This is a genomic window from Emticicia aquatilis (assembly GCF_014644295.1).
GTDB lineage: Bacteria > Bacteroidota > Bacteroidia > Cytophagales > Spirosomataceae > Emticicia > Emticicia aquatilis.
Genome location: NZ_BMKK01000002.1, coordinates 40,746 through 56,513, shown reverse-complemented (window position 1 = coordinate 56,513; position 15,768 = coordinate 40,746). Strand labels below are relative to the sequence as shown.

11 protein-coding genes are annotated in these 15,768 nt (G+C 38.1%); 9 read left to right on the top strand and 2 right to left on the bottom strand.

Translation table 11 applies throughout. The features are described 5' to 3' along the window. Positions 1 to 7: 7 nt before the first annotated feature. Together IEX65_RS04385 and IEX65_RS04380 are read right to left on the bottom strand one after the other, a co-directional pair. Positions 8 to 1,819, bottom strand: a complete 1,812-nt coding sequence (locus IEX65_RS04385; RefSeq protein WP_188764817.1) for an alpha-amylase family glycosyl hydrolase — start codon at positions 1,817 to 1,819, stop codon at positions 8 to 10. 194 nt (positions 1,820 to 2,013) lie between these two features. Next, the gene (locus tag IEX65_RS04380) at positions 2,014 to 2,868 is read right to left on the bottom strand and encodes an AraC family transcriptional regulator (RefSeq protein WP_188764816.1); all 855 of its coding nucleotides are present in this window, start codon (positions 2,866 to 2,868) and stop codon (positions 2,014 to 2,016) included. 201 nt (positions 2,869 to 3,069) lie between these two features. On the opposite strand from IEX65_RS04380, the gene IEX65_RS04375 reads away from it, so the two are divergent. The 9 genes from IEX65_RS04375 (at position 3,070) to IEX65_RS04335 (ending at position 15,718) form a co-directional block, all read left to right on the top strand. Then, positions 3,070 to 3,975, top strand: a complete 906-nt coding sequence (locus tag IEX65_RS04375) for a dihydrodipicolinate synthase family protein (protein ID WP_188764815.1) — start codon at positions 3,070 to 3,072, stop codon at positions 3,973 to 3,975. Between the two features lie 23 nt (positions 3,976 to 3,998). Beyond that, positions 3,999 to 5,000 (top strand): 4-hydroxyproline epimerase, encoded by a 1,002-nt coding sequence (locus tag IEX65_RS04370; protein ID WP_188764814.1) that lies wholly within the window; start codon positions 3,999 to 4,001, stop codon positions 4,998 to 5,000. Positions 5,001 to 5,045: 45 nt separating this feature from the next. Beyond that, on the top strand, positions 5,046 to 6,368 hold the full coding sequence (locus IEX65_RS04365; RefSeq protein ID WP_188764813.1) for an NAD(P)/FAD-dependent oxidoreductase: 1,323 nt from the start codon (positions 5,046 to 5,048) through the stop codon (positions 6,366 to 6,368). Between the two features lie 86 nt (positions 6,369 to 6,454). Then, on the top strand, positions 6,455 to 7,642 hold the full coding sequence (locus IEX65_RS04360; protein WP_188764812.1) for an aminotransferase class V-fold PLP-dependent enzyme: 1,188 nt from the start codon (positions 6,455 to 6,457) through the stop codon (positions 7,640 to 7,642). Between the two features lie 162 nt (positions 7,643 to 7,804). Next, on the top strand, positions 7,805 to 9,643 hold the full coding sequence (locus tag IEX65_RS04355; RefSeq protein ID WP_188764811.1) for a tetratricopeptide repeat-containing sensor histidine kinase: 1,839 nt from the start codon (positions 7,805 to 7,807) through the stop codon (positions 9,641 to 9,643). Between the two features lie 3 nt (positions 9,644 to 9,646). After that, positions 9,647 to 11,614, top strand: a complete 1,968-nt coding sequence (locus IEX65_RS04350) for a tetratricopeptide repeat-containing sensor histidine kinase (protein ID WP_188764810.1) — start codon at positions 9,647 to 9,649, stop codon at positions 11,612 to 11,614. Between the two features lie 127 nt (positions 11,615 to 11,741). Then, positions 11,742 to 12,473 (top strand): LytR/AlgR family response regulator transcription factor, encoded by a 732-nt coding sequence (locus IEX65_RS04345; RefSeq protein WP_188764809.1) that lies wholly within the window; start codon positions 11,742 to 11,744, stop codon positions 12,471 to 12,473. A 144-nt stretch (positions 12,474 to 12,617) separates the two neighbouring features. Continuing rightward, a complete protein-coding gene (locus tag IEX65_RS04340; RefSeq protein ID WP_188764808.1) occupies positions 12,618 to 12,890 on the top strand; it encodes a hypothetical protein in 273 nt (90 codons plus the stop codon). Between the two features lie 23 nt (positions 12,891 to 12,913). Continuing rightward, positions 12,914 to 15,718 (top strand): FG-GAP-like repeat-containing protein, encoded by a 2,805-nt coding sequence (locus IEX65_RS04335; protein WP_188764807.1) that lies wholly within the window; start codon positions 12,914 to 12,916, stop codon positions 15,716 to 15,718. The last annotated feature ends 50 nt before the right edge of the window (positions 15,719 to 15,768 follow it).

The window sequence follows — 15,768 nt, the reverse complement described above, 5'->3', positions numbered from 1 at the left end:
AAATTAATTATTCACTTTTTGAGTAAATTAATACGCTATAAGCACCTATCGAAACTGAAGCGATATTCTGCTGATTTGGATAAGCATTTGAACTTTCTTGGTTATCAAATTCTGAATTATAACCATTCCAATCACTATTAAATCTATTTATCCAGACACCGCCCAAAGGGAAATTAAGCAAATAATTTTCGATTGGCTTTTGTGAAAAATTCATGACAACTACTACGCTATCATTTACTCCACCATCCATCCATCTATGGTAGGCAATTACTTTATTTTGGTTATCCGCTTTCAAGATTTCAATATGCTGCCCCATTAGGCCACGAGAAAATCCTCCTTTATTTAATCTTACATAAATTAGGTCACGATAGAGCTTAGTAATACCTTTAAACTCCGAAATTCGTGACCAATCAATGGGGTCAGTATCTTGAAACCAACTATCTTCGAGCATATCTTGTCCTTGAAATATCATCGGAATTCCGGGGGCAGTTAGCATAAGAGCAGCTCCAAGCGTAGAGCGTTTTTTAGCAAACCATGTATTTACATCTTCTTGTCCTGCAATTTCTTGTACAACACGAGCTTTTCCGTTTGAAACCTCATCATGAGATTCGGTGTAGATAACACGCTCAAAAACATCATGATTATATTTATGAGTTAGCACCTGAGCAATAATATCCATATTTCGGTCGCCATCATTCATTTTAATGATTTCATCTCGAATCGGATGTACAAATTCTGCCGTCCATTGACTACTGTATCCCAAACCTCCATTTTCGATAGGTGCTGTGATTGAATTTAGACTATGAAGGTCTTCGGCAACTGTAAATTTTTTACCGCCAAATTTGCTTTTAATTTCACTATTTATCCATTGTATCAACGAATACCCTTCTTGCAAATCATTATTCGGATTTCCGTCGGCATTTACATTTCTAATATACGGAATCATGTCCATTCTTAGTCCGTCAATATGAAACTCTTCGAGCCAGTATAGGGCATTATCTCTGATGTATTGTCGTACTTCTGGTCTGCCATAATCTGGGCGAGTATCGCCCCAAGGGGTTTTAGAACGCCAATCGTTATAAAAATAAATGCCTCCCATATTATCTTCGTGCCAACCATCAAATTGCCATAAATCCATATCAGTTGGCCCAAAATGATTATAAACTACATCAATTATTACCGCAATACCCTGTTTATGAGCTACTTTTACAAATTCTTTCAAACCCGCTACTCCGCCATATTCAGACTCCACCGCAAAAGGATGTGCAGGATTATACCCCCAAGAGAAACCACCAGGAAATTCGGCGATTGGCATAATTTCAATCGCATTTATACCCAGTGACTTTAAGTACTCTAATCGTTCGATTGCTCCATAAAAATCACCGGGTTTACCATCTTCTTTCACATTAAATGTACCTATGTGCAACTCATAAATAACCATTTCGTTGAAATTAGGCATTACAAAATCATGGTCGTTTTCCCACTCAAAAGTGGTATCCATTATGATACTATTTCCTATGGAGTTAGTAAGTTGTTTGGCATAAGGGTCATTTCTCAAAAACTCACCAAAAGGAGTGCAAAGTCTATATTTATAGTTTTGCTCGGCTTTAGCTTCTACGACATCAGCCGACCAATAGCCATTTCCTTCATTGGTAAGTGGGGTAGCTTCTGAATCCCATTCATTGAAATCTCCCACCACAAAAACCACTTCGGCATTCGGGGCCCAAACCCTAAATGAAACGCCATTTGGATGTACAATGGCTCCCATGCCTGAGATTTTGCTTATTTCGGCTAATTTTATAGTGCTTATAGCTTCCATTTCTATTTTATTTATGTTGGATTAGTATTATATTTTTTATTCCGTTTTGTGGGTATTATGACTGAGCGAATAACTTATCCTAATAATAAAAAAATTATACCAAACAGAAGGAGGCCAAAAATGTGGATTTTCATCTACACTTTTGACCTCCCTTTTGAGCATTCAACTAATTCAACTATTTTTCTATGTCTTCGCTAAAACTTCTTCAAATAAGCACTCGGCGACATTTTCATACGACGCTTAAATTGTCGGTTGAAGTTAGAAACATTATTAAAACCACTCGAAAAACAGATTTCCAACACACTTTTTTCATTGTTTTGTAGCATTCGGCAAGCGTGACCTATACGCACATCATTCAAGAAATCGGAGAAAGTTTTTCGGGTGCGAAGTTTAAAGAATCTACAAAAAGCGTTGGGAGTTATATTGGCAATTTCGGCAACTTCTTCCAATGAAATTTCTCGCTCGAAGTTTTTCATTAAGAACTCAAACGTTGCATTTATTCGTTGATTATCAACTTCTTTCTGTGGGGATTGATAAGTAATACTTGATAGAAATTCTTTATTGGTAGAAATATCTATCTCGTTGAGAATCTGTAAAAAAGTCAATAATTTATCAAAACCTTGCTTGTTGGAAATTGATTTTATCAAATCGGTGAGGGCATTGGTTTCATTATTTCTGATTCTTATTCCTCTCGATGCTTCCGTCAATAATGCTTTTAAATGTTGCGTTTCGGGAATATCGAAGAAGTTTTCACCCAATAAATCTCCTCGAAAATATACCGAAACAGAGTACGCTCGTTGATTTTCGGCATAATATTCTGCATCATTTCTAAAAACGTGCGGCAAATTACTTCCCAGAAAATACACATCAAAAGGCTGAAAACGCTCTACATTATCGCCCACAAATTGCGTTCCTGTACTTTCAAGAATAAGCGTAATTTGCCATTCGGGATGAAAATGTAATGTATCATAAAAATACGGCAAATCATCGACTTGCACTCTGAAAGACTCTGTTTCAGTTTTTGGAATTCGGAATAATAGTGGTTTCAATGCTAATTTTGAATGATAGAATGAGTGAATGATAGAATTTTTGAATAAAATGCCAATTAAATACTAATTTACCTTATTATTATAACAAATTTTTAGTTTTAGAGTAATTTAGTACAACTATTAGCGAAATTAAGATAAGTTTTCTAAAATTGACTATATTACTTTTGCGAAAGAAAACATTCACTCATTCATAATTAATATATGAAACCATCGTGGACTGGCGTTTATCCTGCCGTAACAACTCCTTTCTTCCAAGACGAAAGCCTTGATTTAGATATGTTTAACTTCAACATCGAAAAACAAATCGAAGCTGGAGTGCATGGAATTATTATTTGTGGCTCGTTGGGCGAAAACGGAACGCTTACTAATGATGAAAAATTAACTTTGCTTGATTCTGCTAAGAAAACCATAGCTGGTCGTGTACCATTGGTGATTTGTATTGCTGAATGTATCACTCGTGAGGCCGTAGCTCTGGCAAAAACTTACGAACAAGCTGGTGCTGACGGTTTTATGTTATTACCTCCGATGCGTTATTCGGCCGATGAACGTGAGATTCTTCATTATTTACACCGTGTAGCTGACTCAACTGATTTGCCTGTTTTGGCTTATAACAATCCATTGGCATATAAAAACTTTATTTCAATTCCAATGTTTCATGATTTGGCAGCAAACCCACATTTTGAGGCAATGAAAGAATCGACTGGAGATGTCCGATATATGACCGATATTATTAACGAATTTGGCGGACGTTTCAAAATCATGTCGGGTGTTGATGATTTGGCCTACGAAAGCCTTGTAATGGGTGCTGATGGCTGGGTCGCAGGCTTAGTTGATGCCTTCCCACGTGAGACCGTTGTTATTTATGAATTAGTAAAACAAGGCCGCTACGAAGAAGCCCGTGCGATTTATCGTTGGCACTTTCCTTTGATGCACTTAGATGTTTCGACTAAATTCATTCAAAATATCAAACTTGCTCAAGTTGCAACTGGACTCGGCACCGAATGGGTACGTGAACCAAGATTACCATTGGCAGGAGAAGAAAGAGAAAAAATCTTGAAAATCATCAACGATTCGTTGGCCACAAGACCAGTTTTACCGCAGATATAATATCCCTGAGCATTGATAATAACATGACAAAATCATTCTTTTGTATAGATGCCCATACATGTGGCAATCCAGTTCGTTTGGTAGCTGGTGGCGGGCCAAATTTAGAGGGTAAAAATATGTCCGAAAAACGCCAGCATTTTCTGCGTGAATATGACTGGATTCGTAAAGGTTTGATGTTTGAGCCTCGTGGACACGACATGATGTCGGGTAGTATTTTATACCCACCCCACGACCCCGAAAATGATGTTGCGGTGCTATTTATCGAAACATCAGGCTGCCTTCCTATGTGTGGACATGGGACAATCGGGACAATTACGATTGCCATCGAACATGGTCTAATTCAACCCAAAAAGCCAGGTTTTGTGCGAATGGAAGCTCCTGCTGGTTTGGTTTTGATTGAATATAAGCAAGAAGGGAATAAAGTAAAATCGGTCAAATTGACCAATGTTGCTTCATTTTTGGCAGCTGAAAATATCGAAGTTGAATGTCCGGATTTGGGAATGCTGAAAGTTGATGTAGCTTACGGTGGGAATTTCTATGCAATTGTTGATGTACAAGAAAACTTTGCGGGTTTAGAAAATTACCGAGCAGACCAGCTCATTACTTGGGCGAAAGTTTTACGTGAAAGAATCAATGAGAAACATACTTTTGTTCACCCCGAAAACCCAACTATCAATGGTTTAAGCCACATTGAATGGACAGGAAAGGTAATTGACCCAACATCTACTGCCAGAAATGCGGTTTTTTACGGCGATAAAGCCATCGACCGCTCTCCTTGTGGCACTGGAACTTCGGCACGCATGGCACAATGGGCTGCCAAAGGCTTACTCAAACAAGGTGATGAATTTATTCACGAAAGCATCATTGGCAGCAAGTTTATCGGTAGAATTGAAGGCACGACAAAAGTCGGGGAAATTGATGCGATTTATCCAAGTATCGAAGGATGGGCAAGGATTTATGGAAATAATACCATCACTATCGACGACCAAGACGACCCTTATGCGTTTGGGTTTCAGGTGATTTAAAACACCCCTAAGCCCCTAAAGGGGGATTAATACATTCTCAAAAACATGAAAAAAGACCACAAATATAATACAGACTCCCCTTTAGGGACTGGGGGTGGCATTACCATCATCGGCAGCGGAGTAATTGGCTTATTTTCAGCATATTACCTCAACAAACAAGGATACGAAGTAACGATTGTCGAACGCTCAAATGGCGATGATAGTTGCTCAATGGGCAATGCTGGTATGATTGTACCGAGCCATTTTATACCGTTGGCTGTGCCGGGAATGATTGAGAAAGGTATCAAATGGATGTTCAATTCTGAAAGTCCGTTTTACGTAAAACCTCGCCTTAATCTCGATTTACTTTCTTGGGGATTGAAATTTTATCAAGCGGCGAACAAAAAGCAAGTCGAGCGAGCTATGCCTGCACTTCGAGATATTAGTTTGCTGAGCAAAGCCCTTTATCAAGAATTAGCTCAAACGCCTGATTTCGATTTTGCATTTCAAGAAAAAGGCTTAATGATGCTTTGCAAAACCGAGCACAGTTTTGAAGAAGAAATAGAAGTTGCCCACCAAGCCAACGAACTTGGTTTGAAAACTAAAGTACTTTCTACCAAAGAATTACACGAATACGAGCCAGAAGTAAAACCTGATGTTGCAGGAGCAATTTTCTACGAAGGAGATGCTCATTTGTATCCAAACCAATTAGTAAAAAACCTAAAAAAACACCTCGAAAACAAAGGTGTAAAATTCCTCTATAACACCGAAGTAACAGGCTTTGAGTTTGAAAAAAATGAGATTAAAAAAACAAAAATTACGCAAAAAATAAATAATACAACTCAGCACTCAGAACTCAAGACTCAGAACTTAATCATCGCTACTGGCTCATGGTCACCGCTTTTGGCAGATATGCTTAATATTGGACTTCCGATGCAAGCAGGTAAGGGTTATAGCGTAACTTACGAGCAGAATCAAGGTAAAAAGCTCAACATTCCGTCAATTCTATTGGAAGCGAGAGTTGCGATAACGCCTATGTCTGATAATTTGATTCGTTTTGGTGGAACAATGGAAATTGGTGGACTGAACGATGAAATAAATATGAATCGTGTACGTGGAATCATCAAGGCCGTGCCAAATTATTTCCCTGATTATCAGATAGATATGCCACAAAAAGAAAAAGTTTGGTATGGTTTGCGTCCGTGTTCGCCTGATGGTTTGCCTTATATTGGTCGCACGAACAAATATAAAAATCTCGTGATTGCATCTGGCCACGCCATGATGGGTTTAAGCCTTGCTCCTGCCACTGGAAAATTGGTTCAAGAAATAATTGACAATCAAAACAATAGTATTGACATTGGTCTTTACAAACCTGAGCGATACGATTAAAATTGTTGCATTTGTTTCAGATTGTTGCAAATTGTTTTCTTAGTTTTACACTCGAACAATTTGCAACAATCTAACCTCAACAACAAATGAGTTTACAATGCCAAAAGCATCTATTTTCTATTGAAGAAGGCGTAACTTATCTCAATGGTGCGGCCTACTCTCCTACCCTCAAAAGTTCAGTCGAAAAAGGCATTGAGGGTATTCAACTGAAAGCTTCACATACACATCTCATCAAAGGCAGCGACCATTTTGCTTTACCTCAGAAAGTACAAAAACTATTCGCTCAACTCATCAATGAGCCTGATTATGAGCGAATTGCAGTAATATCTTCGGTTTCTTACGGAATGGCCGTGGTTGCCAATAATTTGCATCGCTTAGCAAATCTTTCAGCTAAAAAACACATAATTCAGATTCAAGATGAATTTCCGAATAATATTTATGCCTTTGACCGTGTTTGTCAGAAACACAATTTAGTGTATAAAACTATCGCCAAACCCAATACTCTCGAAAATCGTGGTGGAATGTGGAATCAGGCAATTTTAGAAGGTATCAATACCGAAACTACGATGGTTGTTATGCCACATATACATTGGATTTACGGCGTAAAATTCGATTTAGAAGCTGTCTCGAAACGCTGTAAAGAAGTAGGGGCTTTATTGGTCATTGACGGTACGCAATCGGTTGGGATGCTTGATTTTGATATTCAGAAAATTCAGCCAGATGCTCTTATTTGTGCGGGTTATAAATGGCTTTTGGGGCCTTACAGCATCGGTGTAGCATATTTTGGAGAGTTTTTTGATGAAGGTGTCCCCGTTGAAGAATCTTGGATGCACCGAGCCGAAAGTGATAATTTCGCCCAACTCATTCGTTACGAGCGTGCGTATCGACCCAAAGCCCAACGCTATAATATGGGAGAGCATACACAATTTATCCAAGTGCCGATGCTTGAAGATTCTCTTACCCAAATCTTAAATTGGGGAGTAAATAATATGCAAAATTATTGTGCCGAAATCATCGAAAAACCACTAAAAGCTCTTCAAGAATTAGGGTGTTGGGTTGAAGATTCAGCCAACCGAGCTAATCATTTACTGGGAATTTCTTTACCAGAATCAATTACGGGCGGCGTTCCGCATAATCAAGCCTTTACAGAACAACTCTCAGCCAATAAAATCTTTGTTTCCAATCGTGGTGTTGCCATTCGTGTTTCGCAGAATGTGTATAATGTCGAAGGTGATTTATGGGCATTGGTCGAGGTTTTGAAGAAAAATCTTTAACAACGTGGTATACTCTGACTGTTATATCCCCTTTTGGTCTTTATGATTAAAAGGGGGTTTTTATTTTATTAATGAAGTTTTTTCCTAATTTGCATAAGAACAGCCCTAAAAACTAAAAATGGTAATCAGATTTCTAAAATTCTTTACCAAAAACTGCTCCGTATGAAAAAACTTATACCTTTCTTTATTATAGCTTTGTCATCGGTTATTTCTGTCTTTGCCCAGCCAGCCCCATTGAATAAATCAGCATTAGATAGTCTTAAAAATGTAATCAATAGTAATGCAAATGATACAGCCAAAGTACACGCATTTTATTGGATTAGTCGAGCAACTACACTTAGCAATACCACAGAATCTATCAATTTTGCCAATAGAGGCTTAGCATTATCCCAAAAAGTCAAGTTTCCAATCGGAGAAATTGAATGTTTAGAGACCCTGTGTTTCTCATATGCCATTACTTCATCATTCGATATTGGTTTTAAATCGGCTTACCAACAGATGGAACTGAGTAGAACCCACGCTCCTATTCGAGAGGTTTTTGGCATCAATATGATGGGCTTACTTTACCAAAAACTGGGTGATGATAAAGAATCTTTGAAGTGGGCAAGAAAATCATATTTTCACCCAAAAATGCGAGCAACCGACCCTTTTACGCAATGGAGTGCGATGTTTTTGCTTTCACAAGAATATGAAAGAGAAAATAAATTAGATTCTGCTAAGATTATCGCCACAGAAACGCTTGATTATTCCAAAAAGTTTTTTCCAATGCAAGAGGGCTATCCGAAGTTGGTTCTCGCTCGTATCAATAGCAAACTCAAAAACTTCAACGAAGCTGTAAGCTATTGCAAGCAGATTATCGAAAAATCAGAGGAAGACCGATTAGACTTTTTTACGAATGAAGTTCAAAACGAACTCGCACAAATCTATTTTGCACAATCAAAGCCAGATTCAGCTAAAATTTATGCCGAAAAAGCTTTTGATGGAGCAAAACAGCTCCGAAACTATTTGGTAGTAATGAATTCGGCAGGTTTGTTATCGCAGATTTTTGAAAAAAACAATCCAATAAAAGCTTTTGATTACCTCAAACTCTCGATGGCGGCCAAAGATACCGTAACAAATATTGAGAAAAATAAACAGGTCAAAATTTTAGAAATCAAAGAAAAACAACGCATCGAAGACCTAAATTTAGCGGCTGTTTATGCCAAAAACGAATTGCGATTCAATACAGCCATTGGTTTGCTATTCACAGCCCTTCTGACTGCTTTTATACTTTACAGAAATAACCGCCAAAAACAAAAAGCGAATACCATTTTGCAAGAACAGAAAGAAAAGATAAATTCACAGAATATAACACTCGAAACTACGCTTAGTCAACTCACCGCCAAAAATGCAGAAAACGAGTTGCTTCTCAAAGAAATCCACCATCGGGTAAAAAATAATCTTGAAGTTGTTTCAAGTTTATTGGCATTACAATCAGCCAAAATCGAAGACCCTGAAATACAAGATGCCATGCTGGCAAGCCAAAATCGAGTGCAAAGCATGGGTATTTTGCACCAAAAGCTCTATCAAAGTGAGCATTTGGCGTTTATTGAAATGAAAAACTATTTTCAGAATCTTTGTGAGAATATCCTCGATTCTTATAACGAAACTGAGCGAATTGAGGTTGATATTGAGATGAACGAAATTGAATTAGATGTTGATACGGCCGTACCTGTTGGTTTAATTGTGAATGAACTTTTGACAAACTCATTAAAATATGCCTTCCCGAATGGTAAAAAAGGCACAATTAAATTAAGTCTCGAAAATATTGATAAAGATAATTTGAGCCTAAAAATAAGCGATAACGGTATCGGAAAAAGTCTCGACACAAAAGCAAAAGGTACTGGATTTGGTACTCAATTAGTAGATTTGCTTACTCGACAAATTGATGGTAAATTGGTACAAGAAATTAATGATGGAACAATGATTTCGATAAATTTTAAAAGACAAATAGCTGCTTAAAATATGAAAAACTTTAGATGGATACTTCTCTCATTAGTTTTGTCCATTTTTCAATCAATATTTACCCTACAAGCACAATCTAAAAACCAACTCCCCTCAGGAAAAGTCCTTCACTCTTTACCGTTAGATACCGTTTTGGTCAAGTTGAGCGATGCCGTCGAAAATATGGATGGCAAAAATAATGCACAAATCAAACAAGAGTTATCAGTAACCTTAGCACGTGCAAAAGTCACCAATAATCCATTATACATTGCCAAAGTCTATCAGCAATTGGCCAATTGGCATTATCATAGCCTTAGCTCAGAAAATAAAGATTCTGTCTATTATTACGATAATCAGGCATTACTAATGCTACTTAAAACTAAGGAAACAGAACTTATCTGTCGTGCCTACAAAACCGTAGGCTCGGATTTGGATGATATAGGACAGCACGCTCAAGCTGAAATTTATCTATTTAAAGGTCTGAAACTTGCACATTCCATTGGGTTTCAGAAAGAAATAAATTCTATCCATGCCTTGCTAAGTATCCTGTATTCAAATACAAAAGATTATGATTCGGCCTTAAAATACAGTGAAATGGTTGTTGCAGCATATAAAAAAGACAATAATACTCATCCTTTAATCAGAGCCTTGCTCATCCTCAATCAGATTTATATTGAGCTTGGACAGCCCGAAAAAGGACTGGCAGCCACTAATGAAGCTCTGGCTCTCACAGCTAAGTTACCCGAAGAAAGAAGAAATTCAGAAACCATCAATGTAAGAGCCTGGCGTGGAAAAACATACAGGGTTTTGAAAAGGTATGATGAGGCCCTCAAAGACTTTGAGTTTTCTTGGGAAGGAATGAAGAAAAAAAATAATGGTCAAGCAGATGGCTGGAAAGGTGATATTGGTAGTATCTATCATTTGCAAGGAAAACACGCTGAGGCTGTACCTTATCTGAAAGATTACATCAATCATATCAAAGGGAAAACAGTTAATAATCCTGACGACCTGAAAAATCATTATTTATGGTTGGCGGAATCGTTAAAAGCTCTCAACCAAACAGATTCGGCATATATTTATTTGGCAGGCGGAAAGGACATCGAAATCAACGCCTTGCAACAAGAATCCAAGTCGCTGAGAAATGAGCTTCGTGTTAAATACGAAACCGAACAAAAAGACCAAACAATTGCTTCTCAATCGGGGCAAATTGAGCAGCAAAACAAGATTCAGGTGTTGAGTTATGCAATCGGTGGATTGTTAATTTTGCTTCTGGGTGGCTTGTTTTTTACTTATCGCAACAATCAAAAGAAAAACCTTCAACTGCAAGCATTAAATTCAAGTCTCGAAACTACCAACATTCAACTCGATAAAAGAAATACAGAAAACGAACTGCTCCTCAAAGAAATCCATCACAGAGTAAAAAACAATTTAGAAGTAGTTTCGAGTTTATTGGCACTACAGTCAGCAAAAATCGAAGACCCCGAAGTACAAGATGCTATGCTTGCGAGCCAAAATCGAGTACAAAGTATGGGTATTTTACACCAAAAACTCTATCAAAGTGAGCATTTGGCTTTCATCGAAATGAAAAATTACTTTCAGAACCTTTGCGAAAACATACTGGACTCCTATAACGAAACGGACAGAATTAACGTAGATATAGAAATGAATGAAGTTGAGTTAGACGTCGATACTGCTGTACCTATTGGCTTAATAGTGAATGAATTACTCACAAATTCATTAAAATATGCTTTTCCTAATGGAAAAAAAGGCTCAATTAAATTAAGCCTCGAAAACGTAGATAAAGACAATCTAAGCCTAAAAATCAGCGATAATGGCATTGGAAAAACTTTAAATACTAAGGCCAAAGGTACTGGTTTCGGTACTCAATTAGTTGATTTGCTTACTCGCCAAATTGGTGGTAAATTGGTGCAAGAAGTTAATGACGGAACAATGATTTCGATAAATTTTAAAAGACAACTGGCAGCTTGAGATTAGTAATTGGTTATTAGTTATTAGAAAATTGGTTACTTGTTTCCCAATAACCAGCTTGCCAGTAACCAGTTCCCAATAACCAGTTTCCCAGTAACCAGTTTCCCAGTAACCAGTCACTAAAAATATGCAAATTCCCTTAAAGATACTTATTGTTGAAGACGAAATGTTGATTGCGGCCAATTTGGCGATGCAATTAGAAAATATTGGCTACGAAATCGTCGGAATTATCCCTCGTGGCGAAGATGCCATTAATGCCATCAAAACCGACCGCCCAGATTTGGTATTGATGGATATAAATCTAAAAGGTGAGTTGGATGGTATCGAAACCGCAACCCAAATGCAATTATATGGCTCAATCCCTATAATTTATCTGACCGCAAATACAGACGATGCCCATTTCTCAAGAGCAAAAGCAACTAATCCTTATGCGTTTTTATCGAAACCTTTCAAAAAATTAGATTTAAAACACGCCATCGAATTGGCAGGCGAGAAAATCCTTGCAGAAAAAAGCGAACCACAGACCACTACTGAAAAATTTGTTCTCGACGACCGAATATTTGTACGCCATAACGAAGTGATGGTTAAAATTATCATCGAAGATATTTATTACCTTGAAGCCGACCGCAATTATTGTCAGGTTTATGCCAAAGGCAACACGTATTTATTGGTCAATACCCTTAAAAATATGGAAGATAAATTGCCTCCTCAGCAATTCCAACGCATCCATCGCTCCTATATTGTCAACCTAAAACATATCAACGAAGTAGCTCAAAATCATATCACAGTCGATAAGACTATTCTACCCCTCAGCAAAGAATTAAGAAAAGATTTACTAAATAGACTCAATATGATTTGAGTTATTTTCAATTCGGTAAGAAATTAATACCCTTCGGACATTTTTCGATAGTCTTCATCCTTGATTGGTTTCTCAAAACCATTCCTCTGCCCTCTTTTGTATCAAGATTTTCAGATAAATGATTATCTCAAATAAATCTAATAGATGCAAAAAATCTTGGCACTCGTACACCTTAAAGGTTCTTCTTTACAGCATTACGACAATTTTGCTAAAGAACAAATCAACGCAGCTAAGCACCTGCTTAGCGAAAGATTGCATCATTTCGTTTCGATTGGAGAAGATGAAATCTTGATTGCGGATGTTTGGAAATCTGCCGAAGTATTTAGCAAATATGTAGATATTCTGATGCCTTTAGCATTGCAAAATGGCTTTACTCCCAAAGCCGAAATCAATAATTTGAACCAAGAAGTCTCATAAAAATAATCTCAACTCAATATGCCATGAAAACCAACTACCTTATTATTTATTCTATCTTTTTACTTACTTCGCTGCATATTCAAGCTCAAAAGCCCACAATTACGAGTTTTTCACCTACGAGCGGAGTAGTTGGCACAACTGTAACTATTACGGGTACAAACTTTAATGCTACGGCTGCACAAAACATAGTGTTTTTTGGAGCAACCAAAGCCACTGTTTCCACTGCTTCTACCACGAGTTTGACCGTGACCGTACCCACAGGAGCAACTTTTCAACCAATTACGGTACTTAACTTATCTAATACTTTATCTGGAAGTAGCTCTGCACCCTTCCGTGTAACCTACCCAGGTGGCAGTATTATTGCTGAAAGCCTTGTCGAGCAAAGTGTTGATTTTACAACAGGTGCATTGGCCTTATTTTTGGCTATTGGTGATTTAGATAGTGATGGAAAAACTGATATGGTAACGGCTAATTTTAATGCAGGCACTATTTCAATTTTTCGGAACACCGCTACACTTGGAAGTATCACCGCCAGTTCTTTTGCAACCAAAGCTGATATTTCAACTGGTACAAGTCCTCGTACAATTGCAGTTGGTGATTTGGACGGAGATGGAAAACTCGATTTGGCAGTTGCTAATTTTGGGAGTAACACAGTATCTGTACTTCGTAATACATCTTCGAGTGGAAGCATTTCTTTTGCGGCAAAAGTTGATTTTACAACAGGTATTAATCCTCGTGGCGTAAATATCGGTGATTTTGATGGTGATGGAAAACCTGATTTAGCAATTGCTCATGGTGGGAATCCTTTCATGTCTGTTTTGCGTAATAATTCATCGGGTGGAAGTATCTCTTTTCAAGCCAAAGTTGATTTTGCTTTGGCGGGGGGAGGTCAGAGTTCAGTATTTTTAGTAAATGGAGATATAGACGGCGATGGCAAAATTGATTTGGCAGTCGTTAATTATGCTCTTAGTACGATTTCAGTTTTTCGGAATACAGCTACGGCAGGCACTATTGATGCCAGTTCGTTTGCTGCCAAAGTTGATTTTACGACGGGTGGAGGTCCTTTTTCAGTAACAATTGGCGATTTGGACGGAGACGGTAAACCCGATTTAGCAACAGCCAATTACTCAGGAAACGACGATATTTCTGTTCTCCGAAACACCTCTTCAAGTGGTAGCATCAGTTTTGCTACCAAAGTTGATTTTGCCATCGGCGTATCACCCATTGCGGTAAACTTGGGGGATATAGACGGAGATGGCAAACTCGATTTGATTTCAAGTAATTATTCAGCAAATAAGATTTCTGTTTTACGCAATATAGCTACGAGTGGTAGCATTTCAACCAATTCTTTTGCGACTAAAGTTGATTATTTCACAAGTACAGGTCCACGATTTGTTTGTGTTGGCGATTTGGACGGAGACGGCAAACCCGATTTAGCTATTACAAATGAAACGGACAATACGTTAAGGGTTATTCAAAATTCTTTTATTTCTGTTCCAACAAATATTACTGGACCAACACAGGTTTGTACCAATCAAACAGCTTCTTTATCAGCCACTTGCGTTGCAGGAACAAACCCAACTTGGTGGGAGGCTTCCTATATTGTTAATCCTGGGGACCCTCTGCCACCTCCCTTATTTGTGGGTTCGCCTTTTATTACGCCTCCGCTTACTTTTACTACCACTTATCGAGTAAGTTGTGAACAAGGAGCAAATGCAAGTCCACGAGTACCAATTGTTGTTAATGTCAATTCAAATCCAAGTCCTACCGCCCCTACGATAACTGCCAGTGGACCTACTACTTTTTGTAATGGTGGCTCTATTACGCTCAATTCAAATGTGGGTAATAATAATGCGTTAAATTTTGTAAAAACCAGTAGTCAATATGTCAGCGTTCCACATAGTGCAAGTATCAATTTGGGAGCGACTTTCACGATGGAAGCTTGGATAAAATATTCAGGGCAAAATGTAACCATTTTAGATAAAGGCGATTATGACTTTCTATGGTCATTAAACCCTAATATTAATAGTAACCAAATGGGTTTTTACACAAAAAATACTGGTGCGTGGTCTTATTCGACAGGAATTGTTCCACAGAATACTTGGACACACGTGGCTATTACGCTCAATGCAGGTACACTTACTTTCTATATAAACGGCGTTGCTTCAGGAACGGCAACCGTTACGTTTTCACAAGACAATCAACCCATGAATATTGGTAGACAGCAACCTACTTTTTGTGCTTGCAACCATTTCAATGGCACGATGGACGAATTGAGATTATGGAATGTAGTGCGAACACCTTCCCAAATGTTAACCAATATGAACAGTACCATTCCAACCAATAGTGCTGGATTGGTTGCCTATTATAAGTTTGATGAAGGCTCAGGCATAACCACAGCAGATGCTACTGGAAATGGCAATAATGGAACCTTGGTAAACAGCCCTACTTGGCAAGTTCCTGCTACCTCGCCCGTCAATGCCGTTGTTTGGTCGCCTGGAGGAGCAATAACACCAAGTATTGTTGTTACTACTGCTGGTACATATATAGCTACCATTACAAATGGTTATGGTTGCAGCACTTCATCAAGTACCATTGTGAATGTAGGCTCAAATGCAGCTTTAGTAACCCTCACGAGCCCAACTGATGATTATGCAACGGGGATAATTCTGAAAACAGCATCCAGTGTAAATGGTAACATATCTGCTACCAATAAAGTAACTGGCACAGCCAAAGTTGATTATAAAGCCAAGTCAATTCAACTAAACGCAGGTTTTAAGGCAGATTCAGGAACAGTATTTAGTGCAGCAGTTGGTGGTTGTAATTGAAATGATACTGGCTATTGATATCAAAGCCTTTAGGCTAAGGCTCAAACAGG